The following is a 16793-nucleotide window of genomic DNA, read 5'->3' on the forward strand; positions in this document are numbered from 1 at the left end:
AGTCACCCGCCGTTTACTGGATACGTTGTTCCAGCTGGTTGCCCTTGACCCGGTTGATACGCACCACTTGCTGGATTTTGCGCAGGTTACGGATCAGGGTCGCCAGATGCACGCGGTTGTGTACCTGTACGGTGAAGTTCACATTGGAGTACTGGCTGCCATCACTGGATTCAACGCTGACGTTATCAATATTGGCGTCTGCATTGGCAATGGTGGCTGCAATTTTTGCCAGCATGCCGCGCTCATCCACCACAGAGATACGCAGGTTGACGCTGAACAGTTTTTTCGGGTCAGCATCCCATTCCACATCCAGCCATTTTTCCGGATCCAGCTTGAATTTGCGTATGGCCTGGCAATCATGGGTATGGATGACCAGTCCTTTGTCTTTATTGATAAAGCCCAGGATAGGGTCACCAGGGATAGGGCGGCAGCAAGGGGCAAACTGCACCGCCATGCCCTCGGAACCGCGGATAGTAATGGTGTCCAGTGTCTTGCTGGTTTTATCTTCAGCATCCGCCGGGTGTGCCAGCAATTGGTGCGCAACCATCAGGCTGTTACGTTTGCCCAGGCCAATATCCGTAAGTATGGTTTGCCGGGTTTTGGCACCGTAGTCATTCATGACTTTTTGCCATTGCTTGTCAGAAATATCGCCCGGCTGTATATGCATGGCGCGCAAAGCCACGTTGAGCATGCGCTCGCCCAGTTGGGCAGATTCTTCTACTTTCACTGTTTTCAGGTAATGGCGGATATGCGAACGCGCCTTGCCAGTGACCACATAATTGAGCCAGGCCGGGTTAGGTTTGGCCAGCGGTGCCGTGATGATTTCAACATGGTCGCCATTACGCATTTCAGTACGCAGTGGTGCCAGTTCGTTATTGATCTTGACCGCCACGCAACTATTACCGACATCTGAGTGTACGGCGTAGGCAAAATCCACTGCGGTAGAACCACGTGGTAGCGCCATAATGTTGCCTTTGGGCGTGAAAATGTAGACTTCGTCCGGGAAAAGATCGACTTTGAAGTTTTCCAGGAACTCATGACTGTCGTCACTCTCGGTCTGGATCTCTACCAGGCGCTGCAGCCACTGATGTGTTTGCTGTTGCAGTTTAGTCAGGTGCGCATCTGTGGTTTTGTATAACCAGTGCGCCGCCACGCCCGCGTCGGCGATATTGTGCATTTCCTGGCTGCGGATCTGTACTTCTATCGGCGTGCCGAACGGGCCAAACAAAGTGGTATGCAGCGATTGATAACCGTTGGCTTTGGGGATAGCGATATAGTCTTTAAAACGGCCGGGGATCGGCTTGTATAGGGCATGTAGTGCGCCCAGTGCCAGATAGCAGGCGGCCGTATCTTTCACAATCACGCGAAAACCGTAAATGTCGCCAATTTGCGACAATTTCATCGATTTTTCGCTCATTTTCTTGTAAATGCTAAAAAGGTGCTTTTCGCGACCTTCTACATTGAATTCAAGTTGATAATTCGTGAGCTGGTTCTGGATCGCTTCCAGGATTTTGCTGATGACTTCTTTGCGATTACCGCGCGCGGTGCGGATGGCCTTATCAATCACGCGATAACGGTTGGGGTATAAATACTTAAGGCTCAGGTCTTCCAGCTCGTGAAAGATAGGGTTCAGGCCCAAGCGATTGGCAATCGGCGCGTAAATATCCAGGGTTTCACGCGCAATGCGCTTTTGTTTTTCCGGACGCATGGCGTCCATGGTCTGCATGTTGTGCAAGCGGTCGGCCAGTTTGACCAGGATCACGCGTACATCCTGGCTCATGGCCAGCAGCATTTTACGGAAGTTTTCTGCCTGCGCCTGGGTGGCAGTTTGCAGTTCGACTTTGTCCAGCTTGGTCAGGCCATCGACCAGGTCAGCGACCTGCTTGCCAAATTTTTCGGCGATCTCGGCGCTATTGATATCCGTATCTTCCACCACATCGTGCAGCAACGCAGCGAGCAGGGTGGGCAAATCCAGGTGCAGCTTGGCCAGTATGCAGGCCACAGAAATCGGGTGGGTGATGTAGGGTTCGCCGGTTTTACGTGTTTGACCGGCGTGCGCCTGCTCGGCGTAACGATACGCCTGCCAGACCAGCTGTACTTCTTCTTCGTTGAGGTATTTACGGATCAGCTGCGTGAGGGGGGAATCCTCACGGTCGGCTGGGAGTAAGTCTGCTTCTTCTAGCGGTGATTTAGACTTACGATAGGCATGGTCACCTTGGGTGTGCGGCATGACTGCTTAAGCCTGCCCTTTTTTTTCCAGGATCTCAACACCAATTTTGCCGGCTGCAATTTCACGCAGGGCAATCACGGTCGGTTTGTCTTTCTGTGCATAACCGGCAACTAGCGGGTCGGAACCATTGGCGATTTGTCTCGCGCGGTAAGCGGCTACCAGGGTGAGTTGAAAACGATTAGGGATGTTGTCCAAGCAATCATCGACGGTAATACGAGCCATATAAAACCTTTACATTGTATTGAATCACAGATCAGCGGCGGATTGCGCTGGTATCAGGTGAGTAATTGAATCAGTGACGCGTGGCAAGCAACCTGGCGGTCAAGCTGCAAGCGCTTGGCACGCACAATGGCGATTAAATCCTGCAGCGCCACGTCAAAATTGTCATTAATTGTAACATAATCAAACTCATGCACGTGACGCATCTCCTCACGCGCAGCGGCTAAGCGGCGGGCAATCACGGCCTCGCTGTCCTGTCCGCGGCTGTTCAATCGGTGTGAAAGCGCCTCAATAGAGGGTGGCAAAATAAAAATAGAAGTCGCCTGCGGAAAAAGGGTGCGGATCTGCTGTGCGCCTTGCCAGTCGATTTCCAGAATGACATCGCGCCCTTCCGCCAGGGCATTTTCCACTTCGCTTTGCGCAGTGCCATAACGGGCGCTGTGCACATGCGCACTTTCAAGGAAGCCGCCTTGTTCCAGAATCTCCATGAATGCGGCTTCAGGCACAAAGTGGTAATGAATACCGTCTTCTTCGCCCGGACGTGGCTCGCGGGTGGTGTGCGAAACCGATAATTTAAGTAGCGGGTCTTGCGCCAGCATGGCGCGCACCAGGCTGGTTTTACCGGCGCCGGAAGCGGCAGAAATCACAAATAAATGGCCATGGCTCATCATGCACCCCATTCCGGATTAGGCAATGAAGAAAACACCGTTTTCAATCCTTCGCCCCAGCCTTTATGTACGCTGGCGTAATACGGGTCGCGTTCGGTCAGGCGCTGGCGGCAATCGGCAGTCAGGGTGTCGGTGCGGTAAATCATTAAATCGATAGGCATGGCGACAGAAATATTGCTACGGATGGTGGAATCAAATGAAATCAGCACACATTTGACGGCTTCCATCATATCGGTCTGGTAATTGATCACGCGGTCTATGATGGGTTTACCATATTTGGTTTCGCCAATCTGCAGGTAAGGTGTATCCGAAGTGGCTTCAATAAAGTTGCCAGCCGCATACACATTGAACAGCCGTGGTTTCTCACCTTTGATTTGCCCGGCCACCAGGATGCTGGCAGTGAAATCGATGCCATGTTCCTTGAGTGATTCACCATCCCGGTGATAGATGCTGCGCATGCCTGCGCCTACGACGCTGGCAGCTTCAAACAGGGAGTGCACGTTGTTCAGGTTGGGCGTCCCTGGTTCGGGCTCTTTAATCTGCTCACGCAGCAGGTTGACCACCGATTGCGTGATCGCAAGATTGCCGGCGGTGAGCAGCACAATCACACGCTCGCCAGTGATTTCAAATACATGCGTTTTGGGGGCAATGGCTACCTGGTCAACACCCGCGTTAGTACGTGTGTCAGACGCGAGCACCAGCCCTTGTTCCAGCAGGATGCCTACACAATATGTCATAACGGTATGGAAGAAAAAAGCGGAGTCGCTAAAGTGACATGATAGCACGGGCCGTCTGCACGACTCTACTGCCACAAACGGCTGGTTTATTGCTGTGCGGAGAGCGCTTGTTGATAGAGCTGGTCTTGATGACGTTGGCGCTGTTCATGTGTCAGCACGGTTTGATTGACACTGACCGTACTGGACATGCCCTCCATGCCGCCGCCAATGCGGGTGCCGGTCACCGGGCTGGCACTGCGGTAATCCAGGCCAACCGCCAGCCGCACATGGGTTTCATTGGTCCACATGCCATTGGAGACATCCAGCCCGAGCCACGCCTCGTTTTGCCAGACGTCGACCCAGGCATGGGTTTGCATCAGGCTGCCATCTTCGGTAAACAGGTAACCGCTGACATAGCGAGCTGGTACGCCCAAACTGCGGCAACAACCGATAAATGCATGCGCATGGTCCTGGCAGACGCCTTTGCCCAGCCTGAAAGCTTCGGCAGCCGGTGTATTCACCTGCGTCGCGCCTTTGATGTAGTCCATTTTGTCACGCAGTGCATGCATCATGTCTGTTAACGGCGCCTGGGCAAACTGGCTGGCAAAGGCTGTCATGGCAGCATCCGCCTGCGTGAGTGGGGATTCGCGCAAATATAGCGCTGCTGGCAAGGGCTGGTGAGAGGCCGGGTTTTCAACCCCGGTTTCTACCTCGCCTGCCACTGAAATCAGCAGTTCCTGATGCGGCTGGTCTATCACCAGCGTGTGGGTGAGATTGCCGTAGGTATCTTCAAAGGCGTGACATTGGCCGTTGACTTTAATCTCCCAATGTTTCACCTGCTGGCCCATGCCATCGCGCGGTGTCAGGCGCAGTTGTTGAATGGTGTACTGCGCTGCTTCACTGTAAATATATTGCGTTTGATGCTCGATATTCAGCAGCATGAGCGTGGCTTAGCCGCAATTCGATTGCAAAGTGGAGACGCTTTGGCACTGATATTTGATATCCGCTGTGGCATCAGTAATCAGGCGGTCGCACTTAAAAAATTACGCTGAATCTCTTCACCCAGTTTGCGATTCGCCAGGATAAATTCATCCAGGAAATGGTGTACGCCGTCTTTGACGATATCCAGCATGCGGCCATAGTGTAGTTTTGCATGCATTTGCCCGGCCAGGCGTTCGGCCTCGGTTTGCCGGCTACCGGCCACCTGCCGCAAAATCGGCATGATCTCGGCGTAGCAGGCGTGTAAAGAGCGCGGCATGTCTTCACGCAATATGAGCAATTCAGAGACTTTGGTCGGCTCGATCGCGTCGCGGTAGACTTTCTGATAAGCCTGGAAAGCGGCCACGGAGCGCAGTACGGCACTCCATTCGTAATAATCCACCGCGCCTTCGTTAGCTTCCTGCAGGGGGATCAAGAATTCGTATTTCACATCCAGCAGGCGCGCGGTATTGTCAGCGCGCTCCATAAACGTCCCCAGCCGGACAAAACTGAACGCTTCATCACGCAGCATGGTGCCAAAGCAGACACCGCGGAACAAGTGCGAGCGGCTTTTTACCCATTCACAAAATTCGTTGAGGCCAGACTGAGTCAAATCCTGCTTGATATATTGGTCAAACTCCAGCCACAGCGTGTTCATGTTTTCCCAGGTTTCCACTGTCATGGCGACTCGCACCGCACGCGCATTTTCGCGGGCATTACGCAAAGAGCTGTAAATGCTGGAGGGGTTATTGCTGTCCATCACCAGGTGTTGAATAACATGGGCGGCATTGAGGTCATCGTAAGTGCTGTCATAAATATCGCGGACCCCGGCGATTTCCAGCACGCTATCCCATAACGCCTCTTCGTTGCTGGCGTCAGTAGGCAGCAGCGACATGCTGTAAGTCACCTCCAGCACCCGCGCCACGTTTTCGGCACGCTCGATATAACGCGCCATCCAATATAAATGTTCTGCGGTTCGACTTAACATATCACGGCCTCTTGACGCTGGAGTTGGGCAGCCATTTGCGACTGCGTTTGTTCTATACATACATCATCACGTTCCAGCACCCAGGTATCCTTGGTGCCGCCGCCCTGTGACGAGTTGACTACCAGTGAACCCTCCTTGAGGGCCACGCGGGATAATCCACCCGGTACCACGCTGACGGTTTTGCCAGAAAGTACAAACGGGCGCAGATCGACATGCCGCGGCGCAATGCCTTGGTCGACCAGAGTCGGGCAGGTGGAAAGCGCCAGTGTCGGCTGCGCAATGTAGTTCGCCGGCCTGGAAACAATGCGTAACCTGAATTCTTCGATTTCCTGTTTGCTGGCGGTCGGGCCAACCAGCATGCCGTAACCGCCTGAGCCTTGCACTTCCTTGACGACCAGCTCGGGCAGATGATCCAGCACATAGGCCAGATCATCTTCCTTGCTGAGTTGATACGTAGGCACGTTCTGCAGGATGGGAGACTCACCCAGGTAGAATTTGATCATCTCCGGCACATAGATATATGTCGCCTTGTCATCGGCGACGCCGGTGCCCACGGCGTTAGCCAACGTGACGCCACCATTGCGGTAGACAGAGAGTAGACCCGGTACGCCCAACATGGAATCAGGCTTGAAAACCAGAGGGTCTATGTAGTCGTCGTCGATGCGGCGGTAAATCACGTCCACCCTTTGCGGGCCTTGCGTGGTGCGCATATAAACGGCGTTATTGCGGACAAACAAATCCTGGCCTTCCACCAGCTCTATGCCCATTTGCTGGGCGAGGAAGGCATGTTCAAAGTAAGCGCTGTTATAAGCACCTGGTGAAAGCAGTACCACGGTCGGGTCAGTGACCCCGGTTTGCGCGACTGAGCGCAGATTGTTGAGCAGCACATGCGGGTAATGCTCGACTGGCGCGATCGGGTATTTCTTGAACAGGTCAGGGAACAGCCGCATCATCATTTTGCGGTCTTCCAGCATGTACGACACGCCGGAAGGCGTGCGCAAATTATCTTCCAGCACATAAAACTGAGACTCGCTGGTGCGCACCAGGTCTATCCCGGCCACATGTGCATAAACCTGGTTGGGCACATCTACGCCCACCATTTCCGGGCGATATTGCGAATTGGTTAAAATGCTGTGCGGCACAATGCCCGCCTTGATTATTTCCTGGTCATGGTAAATATCATGCAGGAACATATTCAAGGCGCGCACGCGTTGTACTGCGCCTTTGGATAAATGCGCCCACTCACTGGCGGAAATCATGCGTGGGATCACATCAAACGGGATCAGGCGCTCGGCGCCATCTTCTTCCCCATACACGTTAAAAGTAATCCCCACGCGGCGGAACAATACCTCTGCTTCAGCCCGTTTGGCCGCCAGTTGCTGGGTAGGTACATTCGTCAACCAGCGGTCATATGCCTGATAGATGCCACGTACATTGCCCCCATACCCCTGCATTTCATCAAAAAACTGTTTGGCCGTTTGCGTCATGGTCCTTGACCTTTGCATTGCTTATAGAAATCAATTACATAAGAGCAAGCCGTGTGCCAGACATTATTTCTTAATTAAATCAGTGGCTTAAAATGTAGGCAGCAAGATATGAAAAACAAAACGCACCATTTAGGTGCGTTTTGTTGTGCTGAATAGGGTGCAAACTCAGAAACCAGGACTCATTAAAGTAAGCTGCCTGGCATTGAATACCGAAAGAATGGGGGTTATTTGTAACTCACAGATGTTGCAAATTTATCCAGCAACTGCAGATCACTTTCCTTGGGGTTAGAAACCGCTACATGCAGGTTCGCCCATCGGCCACGGTAAGCAAACAGATAATGCACATGTTTTTGTTTGATGGCAGCGTCCTGAAAGGTGTTTTCAAAATCGTAGCTCAGTTTGCAATATTGGCTATTGCAGCTTTTGGCGACTGTGGCCGGATTGATCAAAGGGTCTTTGCTGGCTTTAGGCCAAAAACAATTCAGTACCGCTTCGTGCGACTCACCGCCAGTGCATGAAGGGGTATCAACATTCAGCGTCACGGCAAAATTATTTGCGTTAGCAGAATACATATAGTGATCATTAGAATCTGCCTCCCTCACAGGCCGCAGCTTGGGCGCATCAAACGTGATGCCCCAGTCCTGGTCGGGGATCGGTAAAGTGGTTATTTCAGCGAAGGATGGGAGCGAGAATAAGCTGGCGAGTACCAGGCAGTAGCGAACAACATAGCGGGACAGAGGCATATTTCTAAACCCTATGAGTATATTGAAGTAAATTGACTATAGCATCATACATTCAATAAACGGTGACATCCGCATGGCTGCGGCGTCACATTTTGCATCGTTGTGGCGTTATTCAATATTCTGGATCTGCTCACGCATCTGTTCGATCAGCACCTTGAGCTGCATGGAAACCTGTGTGGTTTCGATCGCCACCGATTTTGAACCCAGGGTATTGGCTTCGCGGTTCATTTCCTGCATCAGGAAATCCAGTTTTTTACCGACAGGGCCGCCTGCAGTCAGGATGCGGTCCATTTCCGTAATGTGTGAGTTCAAGCGCGCGAGCTCTTCATCTACATCGGTGCGTTGTGCATAGAGCACGATTTCCTGACGCACGCGGTCATCGTCTGCCTGCATCGCTTCACGCAGTTTGGTGGTCAGTTTTTCCTGATATTGCTGGATTGCCTGCGGCAGCAGCGGTTTCACAATGGCGATTTGCTCGCGTACGCCTTGCAGGCGGTCCAGCAATACCTGCTTGAGTTTTTCGCCTTCGCGCTGACGCGCCGCAATCAATTCATCAATCGCTTGTGCAAGGCCGCTTTGCACACTGTGTGCCAGCGCTTCAGTATCCACGGCCTCGGTTTGTAACACGCCCGGCAGCTTGAATATATCGACCAGGTTGACCGGTTGTGCTTGAGGAAAGTGCTGGTGAAGGTCTTTCAGTGTCTGCGCGATCTGCGTGACCATGGCCGGGTTCAATGCCAGTTTGTTTGCGCTGGCATTATCGCTTTTCAGGTTCAGCCGGCATTCCACCTTGCCGCGTCCGAGCTTGCTCTGCAACTGGTCGCGGACCAGCGCTTCAAACTGGCGCAAGCTGTCTTCAATTTTGACGTTCAGTTCCAGGTAGCGGTGATTCACCGCACGCAGTTCAATCAGCAACAGGCCGGCCGGAAAGCGCGTTTCGCTATTGGCAAAGCCTGTCATGCTTAAGATGGGTTGCTGGTTGGTATTCTTTTTTACGGTCATGTTTTTACTTACCTTGCTTCTATACGCCTTGCTACTCAGGCTAAGCGGATGATTGTATCAAATGCAGTATCGATATGCGAAAATAGCGTTATAACAAGTAAACATAGTTAAAGGAAAAGCGGAATGCAGCAATGTGCCTGCATAAACACTGATTCTGTATTCCCTTAATTTCGTGTTTCCCTTAATTAAAGCCATGATCCGTACGTTATACCTTTAGTGAAGCTCGCCAATAAAATCGATATTGCCCTGCCTGTGGGCACCGAACTGCATGACTACACCATTACACGGGTGTTGAGTCTGGGTGGGTTCAGCTTCGTCTATCTGGCGCAGGATAAGCAGAAAAACACCGTTGCTATCAAGGAATATATGCCGGTCACGCTGGCCAAGCGCGATGGCCAGACGCATATCCGTTCCAATGGCAAAAACGAAGCCGCCTACAAACATGGCATGAAATGTTTTTTTGAAGAAGGCCTGGCGCTGGCCAATATCGAGCACAAGAATATTGTGCGCGTGAAAAACTTCTTCCGCGCCAATAACACCGTGTATATGGTCATGAAATACGAGCGCGGCAAATCGCTACAAGATTACATCATGGCGTTGTCACAGCCGGTGCCGGAAAACTTCATGATCCGCATGTTTGTGGAGCTGCTGAATGGCCTGCGCGAAGTACATACGCGCAAGTTGTTGCACCTGGATATCAAACCGGCCAATATTTATATCCGGCTGGATGGTTCGCCAGTGTTGCTGGACTTCGGATCGGCGCGCCAGGCCTTGTCTGAAGTGACCTTGGCGCCAACCTACACGCCGGGCTTCGCGCCGCCGGAACAATATATAGACCGCAAGCATCTGGGGCCGTGGAGTGATATTTACAGCATAGGGGCCAGCATGTATGCCTGTCTGCAACGCTCATCACCGCTGGCGGCCAATATCCGCCTGAATGAAGATACGCTGGTGCCTGCGGTGGAACTGGGCAAGCAGGTCTATTCTGAAAAACTGTTGTCGATTATTGATGACTGTATGCAGATTGATTACCTGATGCGGCCACAAAGTGTGTTTTCATTGCAGAAGAAAATGATTGAGGTGCATGTGGCGGATGACGTACGCGGCTCCTTGGTCGATAAAATTATTAAAGTGCTCACCAAACCACTATGAGACCTTCAGGGATGAGATTTTCGCGACTATGAAATTTTCAATTGCGCAAGGCAGTCGCCAGGGGCCGCGTCCGTATAACCAGGATCGCCTGGCTTACTCATACCATAGGCATGCGATTTTAATGGTGCTGGCCGATGGCATGGGCGGGCACCAGCACGGCGATGTGGCGGCAGAGATCGCCGTCAAAAGCATGGTGGAAGCCTTCCAGCGGGAATCCGAGCCCATGATTGCGCACCCGGCGCAGTTTCTGCGCGAGCAGATCGCCCAGGTGCACGATGTGATCGAAAATGTGCGCGTGCGCAAAAAACTGGCCGAATCGCCACGCACCACCATTGTGGTGGCTTTGATCCAGCACAATAAATTGTTTTGTGCGCACGTAGGCGATTCCCGTCTGTATCTGTACCGTAACGGCCTCGAAGAATTCCAGACCCAGGACCATTCAGTGGTGCAATCATTATTGCGTGAAGGCAGGATCACTGCCGAGCAGATTGAACATCACCCGCACCGCAACAAAATCTATAATTGCGTAGGTGGTGACAAGCCACCTCAGGTTGAACTGGCAGATCCCATCCCGCTTAGCGAGGGTGATGTGATTTTGCTATGTTCGGATGGTGTGTGGAACACCGTGCCCGATATCACCATGGCACAGCATATGCTGGCGGCCAGTATGCAGGATGGCATCACGCGGTTGCTGGACGATGCCGATGCTGCCAGCATCACCGTTGGTGACAATATGAGCGCCATTGCCGTGCAGTGGGGTGAGCGTCACACCGCGCCGCTGTCGGTCTCAACCTTGGACTTACCGGGCGATGGCACTACCACCATGCTCAGCCAGGCTGGTGCCATGCCCAACCCGCACGCACTGGATTTGACTGACGACGAAATTGAAAAAGCAATTGCCGATATACAGGACGCGCTGGGCAGAACCCGGCAACATATTAAAAAAGAGGAATCTTAAAGAATGACCAGACCGAGCGAACGTGCCAACGATCAGTTGCGCAGTATTGAAATCATCCGCAGCTACACCAAACATGCCGAAGGCTCGGTATTAGTGAAATTTGGCGATACGCACGTCATTTGCACTGCCAGTATCGAGGAAAAAGTACCAGGTTTCCTTAAAGGCAAAAACCAGGGCTGGGTGACAGCCGAATACGGCATGTTGCCACGCTCTACCGGTTCGCGCATGGACAGGGAAGCTGCCAGAGGCAAGCAAACCGGACGCACCCAGGAGATCCAGCGCCTGATAGGCCGCAGCTTGCGCGCGGTGATCGATATGCAAAAACTCGGTGAGCGTACCATCCATTTTGACTGTGACGTGATCCAGGCCGACGGTGGCACGCGCACGGCCAGTATTACCGGCGCTTATGTCGCCATGGTCGATGCTGTGAATACCTTATTGCAAAAAGGCCTGCTCACTGTCAGCCCGATCAAAGACTCGGTGGGCGCGATTTCGGTGGGCGTGTACAAAGGTGTTCCGGTGCTGGACCTGGATTATATTGAAGACTCCGATTGTGATACCGACATGAACGTGGTCATGACCGGCAACGGCGGCTTTGTTGAGATCCAGGGCACCGCCGAAGGTGAGCCTTTCAGCCGCGATGCCATGAATGAGATGCTGGACCTGGCGGCCAAAGGCATCGCGGAATTATCCAAGCTGCAACAACAGGCATTAGCGAAATAACATGGCATTAGCTTTCAACAAACTGGTGATCGCCTCTGGTAACAAAGGCAAAATCCGCGAAATCGCGCATGTGCTGGCGCCCTTGAATATCGAGATTGTGTCGCAATCTGAATTCAACGTGCCTGAATGCCCGGAGCCGTATGAAACCTTTGTTGAAAATGCATTGGCCAAAGCGCGACATGCCAGCCAGCACACCGGTTTACCGGCCTTGGCTGATGATTCCGGTTTATGTGTGCATGCCCTGCAAGGCGCACCGGGCGTGATTTCTGCGCGCTATGCAGGCCCGTTGCCAGCGAATAGTTTGCTCACGCAGGATGAACGTAATAACGATAAACTGCTCACAGTGATGTCGCGTGAAAGTGATCGCCGCGCTTACTTTTACAGTGTGCTGGTGCTGGTGCGCTCGCCCAATGATCCGCAACCGATTATTGCAGATGGCCTGTGGCTGGGTGAGATTTTGCGCGAATTCCGCGGGTCAGAAGGGTTTGGCTATGACCCTTTGTTTATGGATATTGAAACACGCAAAACAGTGGCTGAATTACCGCTGGAAGTGAAAAGTAAAATGAGTCACCGTGGCCAGGCCTTGGTAAAATTGCTGCAAGCTTTAGAAAAAAGCCAGTAAAAGCAGCGAGCGAAACAAACGGTAGGTGAAAGAACAAGCATATGACAAATGAGTGGCCCAAATGGGTGCGTGACGATGGTTCGGTGGTTTCCTGCACCGAAAAAGTCAAAGTCATGTCTGAAAATTTTGATGAACTCAAGCAGATCGCCCAGGATGCGCTGGAAGATGGCTTGCTGATGGAAGTCAGCGAAGCGCAAATGCGCGAAGCACTTCACAAGTTAGTTGAGCAGCTTATTAATCCCTACAACAAGATCTAGGCTTGCTATTCAACATGGCAAGCTCCTCTCCGCAACAAATCCTCCACGACGTTTTCGGTTATAACCAGTTCCGCCACCAGCAACAAGCCATTGTTGAACATGTGATTGCCGGGCAGGATGCGCTGGTGCTGATGCCCACCGGCGGTGGTAAATCCCTTTGCTATCAAATCCCAGCCTTGGCGCGCGATGGCCTGGCGATCGTCGTCTCGCCGCTGATTGCCCTGATGCAGGACCAGGTCGAAGCGCTGCAACAATTAGGTGTTAATGCTGCCTTTTTAAATTCCAGTTTAAGCGCTGAAGATAATGCCCGCATCACCCGCGAAGTCGTGAGCGGAGAAATCAAGTTACTCTATGTCGCGCCCGAGCGCTTGATGGTCGGCAGTTTTTTAAGCCTGCTCGACGAAGTGCAACAACACACAGGCCTTGCCCTGTTTGCGATTGATGAAGCGCATTGTGTATCGCAATGGGGCCATGATTTCCGGCCGGAATACCGCCAGCTCACCGTGTTGCACAACCGCTTTCCAGATGTGCCGCGTATCGCGCTGACTGCTACGGCCGATGCGCCGACACGTGCCGAAATCATCAGCCAGCTCAATCTCGAAAACGCCCGCCAGTTTGTCTCCAGTTTCGATCGCCCGAATATCCGTTATCACGTCGGCATCAAAAATAACGCCCGCCAGCAATTGCAGGCATTTCTCGAACGCGAACACGCCAACGATGCTGGCATTATCTATTGCCTGTCACGCAGAAAAGTTGAGGAAACCGCTGCCTGGCTGGTCGAAAAAGGCTGGTCGGCGCTGCCTTACCACGCCGGGTTACCTGCGCAATTACGCGAGGTCCACCAGCGCCGCTTCCTGCGCGAAGAAGGCATCATCATGGTCGCGACCATCGCTTTCGGCATGGGCATAGATAAACCCAACGTACGCTTTGTCGCGCATCTGGACCTGCCAAAAAGCATGGAAGGCTATTACCAGGAAACCGGCCGCGCCGGGCGTGATGGCCTGCCCGCCAATGCCTGGATGGTCTACGGCATGGGCGATGTCGTCTCCATGCGGCAAATGCTGGATAGCGGCGAAGCTTCCGAAGAACGCAAACGGCTGGAACGTTTAAAACTGGATGCCTTACTCGGCTACTGCGAATCCACCGCCTGCCGTCACCAAAGCATTTTGCGCTACTTCGGTGAAAGCCATCCCGGAGCCTGTGAGCAATGCGATAACTGCCTGCACCCGGTCGAAACCTGGCAAGCCACCCAGGTCGCACAAATGGCACTTTCCTGCGTGTTCCGCACTGGGCAAAGATTCGGTGTCGGCCATTTAATCGATGTGCTCAGTGGCAAAATCACTGCGCAAGTCGAGCGTTTTAATCACGATAAAGTCAGCACTTTTGGCATAGGTAAAACCCTCAATCAAAACCAATGGAGCGGTGTCTATCGGCAACTGATCGCGGCTGGATTATTAGAAGCCGATATGGCTGCCTACGGCGGCTTAAAACTGACTGAGGCAGCAAGGCCGGTATTAAAAGGCGAACAAGAAGTCTGGCTACGCCGCGATGCCGAACCCGAAAAACGCATGAGCAAAGCCGAGCGTAGCGCCCGGGCCAAAGAAGCATTCGCCGGCGCCAATGACGACCCGCTCTGGCAAGCGCTCAAAGCCAAACGGCTGGAACTGGCAAGAGAGCAGGGCGTACCTCCTTATGTGATCTTTCACGATAGTACCTTGCTGGAGATCCATAACCGCAAGCCGCAGACTCTGGATGAGATGGGGCAGATCAGCGGCATAGGCCAGGCGAAATTGCAGAAGTATGGGGACGCATTTTTGCAAGTGTTGGAAGAGATGCCTTAATGTCGTTTGAATTTATAAACCAATTTTAAAAATCCACTTATACAATGAGGGGAGATTTTTACGTTATGGATACAGAATTTACGATACCATTTTTTGTGCAAACTAAAATGGATATTGAGGGTATTTTTTATTTTTTCCCATTGGCTGCTTATATATCATCTTAGGCTTGATAAAAAAGCTTTGAAGAAGGTGGATACATTTGGCTTGGAGTCGTCGCATCAGGTTTAATTGGTGCTGTGGAGGTACCACGAATAATATTTCTGAAAATCTTCTTTTACTAGCTCAGAGCCGAATGAGCGGAGCAATAGAAATGCTTAATTCTACCGTGCAATTTGGGAAAAGTGATGCCATTTGTAGAACGTTCGTCCGGTAGGAATCTTCTCCACCAGAACCAGAATTTATATACTTATAAAAAGAATACGATGTGACATGCTTATGGTTTAAAAGGTGGCCACTGAACTTCCAAAAAAATTAAAAGATATTTCCAAGCCTATAAATATAAACTTGTTACCTCGATCATTTGGTTTCAGAACAGAGTCTCACATGGTCCATTTAGCAGTTTCGGCGTGAAGCTACTTATGTTAATGAGCAGTGGGAAGCTATCTCAATGTTACGCGTTAATATAAAACGGGATATTTTCCAAGAGGTGTTTCTTATGTTTGAGCCTTTGCTACTTGCTATAGCTATTGCATTGCGAATTGCAAAAGTAACTGGTGAAATCAAACAATAATAATTTTAAAGGAAAACCAAAATGGTTCTTGAAATGAATGAAGATGCATTACACAAAATAGCTTGTAAAAATTCGGAGCCACTTTTTTTGTCTCCACCTTGGATGAGTGGTGGGCATACGCCTGAAAAAGCAAATGGAACAATTACATATGTAAGCTATAAAAATCAATTATATGGAATAACATGTGCTCACGTTTTCAAACAACAGTTTGCTTCGAATCCTGCAAAATGGCTAACCGTGCATGGTGAAGTTCGAACAGTGTACCAATTTGGTTTTTTTACAGATAAAGGCTACCAGAGTTTATTTCGCTCGCTTCAAGAAAAAGACTCAAAAGCGCCAGATATAGCAATAGTAAAACTTGATGCTGTATTTAAGGAGATACATATGGCAAATAAAAATAAAGAGCCTATCAACCTCGATAGTTGGATTGAACCAATTTGGCAAGAGTTAAAGTCACCCATTGCCTTCGGATATCCGACAGAACATAAAACAGAAAAGGATAGTTTTCTTGAAGCGCCGCTTATGGGAGTAACTGCTGATTTAACTAGAACTATATCTTTACAAGAAGATAGCTTTCTCATGGCCTCTTCTTTGGAGGATGAGAGCAGTTATTATTTTAGTGGTATGAGTGGTGGGCCTGTTTATTCTTTCTTTTCAGATCAACTTCCGAGTCTCATAGGCATAGTTTTTGAAGGTGCCCCAGGAAGTTCTGTTGAGTGGGGAAATAGAAGTGATGAGTCTTTTTTTACAAAGAAAGACATTCAAATCAGAGCACATACACTGACTCCCGCTATTTTCCAAGGATGGCTTGAACGCGCAGGTTTTTAGCTACTAATGTATTGGCCTTACTTTGTTAGCAGCGGTTTTAAAGTCGGCCAAACATTCTCCAATATCTTCTTCTGCGCAATCACATTCGGGTGCAGTCCATCTTCCAGCACCAGATCACTATGGCCGCTGATACCATCCAGAAAGAACGGGATAAATGGTGTTTTGTATTTCTCCGATAAATCCAGGTAAACCGCTTTAAAATCATTGGTGTATTTCGGGCCATAATTCGGCGGAATAAACATGCCTAATAAAACCACCTGCGCATTAGCCTGCTTGCTGGTGAGTATCATTTTTTCCAGGTTGCTCTTCATTGCCTCAAGCGATAAAGCCCGCAGGCCGTCATTTGCGCCAAGTTCTATCACGACGATGCTTGGTTTAAACTGCTTGAGTGCTGCCGGTAAACGGCTGAGTCCGCCAGCGGTAGTTTCACCACTCACACTGGCGTTGGCAACTTCGTAGGGTAATTGGTTGTCTTTCACTCGTTGTGCCAGCAGACTGACCCAGCTTTGTGCCTGGGGGATTCGGTAGGCGGCGGATAAGCTATCCCCAAATACCAGTATCGTTGGTTTGGATGCAGTATCGGCGATCACCAAGTTGATGAACAATAAACCAGGTAACACGACTAATATCTTTAGAAATCGGAACGTCATT

17 protein-coding genes are annotated in these 16793 nt (G+C 51.0%); 7 read left to right on the plus strand and 10 right to left on the minus strand.

Features of this window, described 5'->3' with window-relative positions:
• Nucleotides 1–13 precede the first annotated feature (13 nt).
• The 9 genes from ACSSVF_RS04410 to ACSSVF_RS04450 all read right to left on the minus strand — a co-directional run bounded on the left by ACSSVF_RS04410 (nt 14) and on the right by ACSSVF_RS04450 (nt 9031).
• On the minus strand, nt 14–2230 hold the full coding sequence (locus ACSSVF_RS04410; RefSeq protein WP_492405755.1) for a RelA/SpoT family protein: 2217 nt from the start codon (nt 2228–2230) through the stop codon (nt 14–16).
• Between the two features lie 6 nt (nt 2231–2236).
• Entirely contained in the window at nt 2237–2452 is a 216-nt protein-coding gene (rpoZ, locus tag ACSSVF_RS04415) for a DNA-directed RNA polymerase subunit omega (RefSeq protein ID WP_492405756.1), read from the minus strand.
• Nucleotides 2453–2505: 53 nt separating this feature from the next.
• Nucleotides 2506–3117 carry a guanylate kinase gene (gene gmk, locus ACSSVF_RS04420; protein WP_492406304.1) on the minus strand — a complete coding sequence of 204 codons (612 nt, stop codon included), beginning with the start codon at nt 3115–3117 and terminating at the stop codon, nt 2506–2508.
• The gene (locus tag ACSSVF_RS04425) at nt 3117–3854 is read right to left on the minus strand and encodes a proteasome-type protease (protein WP_492405757.1); all 738 of its coding nucleotides are present in this window, start codon (nt 3852–3854) and stop codon (nt 3117–3119) included. Before ACSSVF_RS04425 ends, gmk begins: the two co-directional genes overlap by 1 nt.
• Before the next feature lie 86 nt (nt 3855–3940).
• Nucleotides 3941–4774 carry a transglutaminase family protein gene (locus ACSSVF_RS04430; RefSeq protein WP_492405758.1) on the minus strand — a complete coding sequence of 278 codons (834 nt, stop codon included), beginning with the start codon at nt 4772–4774 and terminating at the stop codon, nt 3941–3943.
• A gap of 80 nt (nt 4775–4854) precedes the next feature.
• Nucleotides 4855–5799, minus strand: coding sequence for an alpha-E domain-containing protein (locus tag ACSSVF_RS04435; RefSeq protein WP_492405759.1), 945 nt, complete (start codon nt 5797–5799; stop codon nt 4855–4857).
• Nucleotides 5793–7286 (minus strand): circularly permuted type 2 ATP-grasp protein, encoded by a 1494-nt coding sequence (locus ACSSVF_RS04440; RefSeq protein WP_492405760.1) that lies wholly within the window; start codon nt 7284–7286, stop codon nt 5793–5795. Before ACSSVF_RS04440 ends, ACSSVF_RS04435 begins: the two co-directional genes overlap by 7 nt.
• Before the next feature lie 224 nt (nt 7287–7510).
• Nucleotides 7511–8029 (minus strand): hypothetical protein, encoded by a 519-nt coding sequence (locus tag ACSSVF_RS04445; protein WP_492405761.1) that lies wholly within the window; start codon nt 8027–8029, stop codon nt 7511–7513.
• 108 nt (nt 8030–8137) lie between these two features.
• Nucleotides 8138–9031 carry a YicC/YloC family endoribonuclease gene (locus tag ACSSVF_RS04450; protein ID WP_492405762.1) on the minus strand — a complete coding sequence of 298 codons (894 nt, stop codon included), beginning with the start codon at nt 9029–9031 and terminating at the stop codon, nt 8138–8140.
• Nucleotides 9032–9247: 216 nt separating this feature from the next.
• Here ACSSVF_RS04450 and ACSSVF_RS04455 point away from each other — a divergent pair, with 216 nt between their 5' ends.
• The 7 genes from ACSSVF_RS04455 to ACSSVF_RS04485 all read left to right on the plus strand — a co-directional run bounded on the left by ACSSVF_RS04455 (nt 9248) and on the right by ACSSVF_RS04485 (nt 16142).
• Entirely contained in the window at nt 9248–10183 is a 936-nt protein-coding gene (locus ACSSVF_RS04455) for a serine/threonine protein kinase (RefSeq protein WP_442585069.1), read from the plus strand.
• Between the two features lie 28 nt (nt 10184–10211).
• Nucleotides 10212–11141, plus strand: coding sequence for a PP2C family protein-serine/threonine phosphatase (locus tag ACSSVF_RS04460; RefSeq protein ID WP_492405763.1), 930 nt, complete (start codon nt 10212–10214; stop codon nt 11139–11141).
• Between the two features lie 3 nt (nt 11142–11144).
• Nucleotides 11145–11864 (plus strand): ribonuclease PH, encoded by a 720-nt coding sequence (gene rph / locus ACSSVF_RS04465; protein WP_492405764.1) that lies wholly within the window; start codon nt 11145–11147, stop codon nt 11862–11864.
• Nucleotide 11865: 1 nt separating this feature from the next.
• The gene (gene rdgB, locus ACSSVF_RS04470) at nt 11866–12486 is read left to right on the plus strand and encodes an RdgB/HAM1 family non-canonical purine NTP pyrophosphatase (RefSeq protein WP_492405765.1); all 621 of its coding nucleotides are present in this window, start codon (nt 11866–11868) and stop codon (nt 12484–12486) included.
• A gap of 41 nt (nt 12487–12527) precedes the next feature.
• The gene (locus ACSSVF_RS04475; RefSeq protein ID WP_492405766.1) at nt 12528–12743 is read left to right on the plus strand and encodes a hypothetical protein; all 216 of its coding nucleotides are present in this window, start codon (nt 12528–12530) and stop codon (nt 12741–12743) included.
• A 14-nt stretch (nt 12744–12757) separates the two neighbouring features.
• Entirely contained in the window at nt 12758–14584 is a 1827-nt protein-coding gene (gene recQ / locus ACSSVF_RS04480) for a DNA helicase RecQ (protein ID WP_492405767.1), read from the plus strand.
• Nucleotides 14585–15335: 751 nt separating this feature from the next.
• Nucleotides 15336–16142, plus strand: a complete 807-nt coding sequence (locus ACSSVF_RS04485; RefSeq protein WP_492405768.1) for a hypothetical protein — start codon at nt 15336–15338, stop codon at nt 16140–16142.
• Nucleotides 16143–16159: 17 nt separating this feature from the next.
• Here ACSSVF_RS04485 and ACSSVF_RS04490 read toward each other — a convergent pair whose 3' ends face one another.
• Entirely contained in the window at nt 16160–16792 is a 633-nt protein-coding gene (locus tag ACSSVF_RS04490) for an arylesterase (RefSeq protein WP_492405769.1), read from the minus strand.
• Nucleotide 16793: the final 1 nt, after the last annotated feature.

It is taken from the genome of Methylophilus sp. E2MeOHC9 (assembly GCF_058744375.1).

What these genes read in the sequence shown, in the direction of transcription:
- rph (WP_492405764.1), top strand. Translation starts at nt 11,145, where the DNA reads ATGACCAGACCGAGCGAACGTGCCAACGATCAGTTGCGCAGTATTGAA.
- ACSSVF_RS04475 (WP_492405766.1), top strand. Translation starts at nt 12,528, where the DNA reads ATGACAAATGAGTGGCCCAAATGGGTGCGTGACGATGGTTCGGTGGTT.
- rdgB (WP_492405765.1), top strand. Translation starts at nt 11,866, where the DNA reads ATGGCATTAGCTTTCAACAAACTGGTGATCGCCTCTGGTAACAAAGGC.
- recQ (WP_492405767.1), top strand. Translation starts at nt 12,758, where the DNA reads ATGGCAAGCTCCTCTCCGCAACAAATCCTCCACGACGTTTTCGGTTAT.
- ACSSVF_RS04440 (WP_492405760.1), bottom strand. Translation starts at nt 7,286, where the DNA reads ATGACGCAAACGGCCAAACAGTTTTTTGATGAAATGCAGGGGTATGGG.
- ACSSVF_RS04450 (WP_492405762.1), bottom strand. Translation starts at nt 9,031, where the DNA reads ATGACCGTAAAAAAGAATACCAACCAGCAACCCATCTTAAGCATGACA.
- ACSSVF_RS04435 (WP_492405759.1), bottom strand. Translation starts at nt 5,799, where the DNA reads ATGTTAAGTCGAACCGCAGAACATTTATATTGGATGGCGCGTTATATC.
- ACSSVF_RS04425 (WP_492405757.1), bottom strand. Translation starts at nt 3,854, where the DNA reads ATGACATATTGTGTAGGCATCCTGCTGGAACAAGGGCTGGTGCTCGCG.
- ACSSVF_RS04445 (WP_492405761.1), bottom strand. Translation starts at nt 8,029, where the DNA reads ATGCCTCTGTCCCGCTATGTTGTTCGCTACTGCCTGGTACTCGCCAGC.
- ACSSVF_RS04410 (WP_492405755.1), bottom strand. Translation starts at nt 2,230, where the DNA reads ATGCCGCACACCCAAGGTGACCATGCCTATCGTAAGTCTAAATCACCG.
- ACSSVF_RS04485 (WP_492405768.1), top strand. Translation starts at nt 15,336, where the DNA reads ATGGTTCTTGAAATGAATGAAGATGCATTACACAAAATAGCTTGTAAA.
- gmk (WP_492406304.1), bottom strand. Translation starts at nt 3,117, where the DNA reads ATGAGCCATGGCCATTTATTTGTGATTTCTGCCGCTTCCGGCGCCGGT.
- rpoZ (WP_492405756.1), bottom strand. Translation starts at nt 2,452, where the DNA reads ATGGCTCGTATTACCGTCGATGATTGCTTGGACAACATCCCTAATCGT.
- ACSSVF_RS04460 (WP_492405763.1), top strand. Translation starts at nt 10,212, where the DNA reads ATGAAATTTTCAATTGCGCAAGGCAGTCGCCAGGGGCCGCGTCCGTAT.
- ACSSVF_RS04430 (WP_492405758.1), bottom strand. Translation starts at nt 4,774, where the DNA reads ATGCTGCTGAATATCGAGCATCAAACGCAATATATTTACAGTGAAGCA.
- ACSSVF_RS04490 (WP_492405769.1), bottom strand. Translation starts at nt 16,792, where the DNA reads ATGACGTTCCGATTTCTAAAGATATTAGTCGTGTTACCTGGTTTATTG.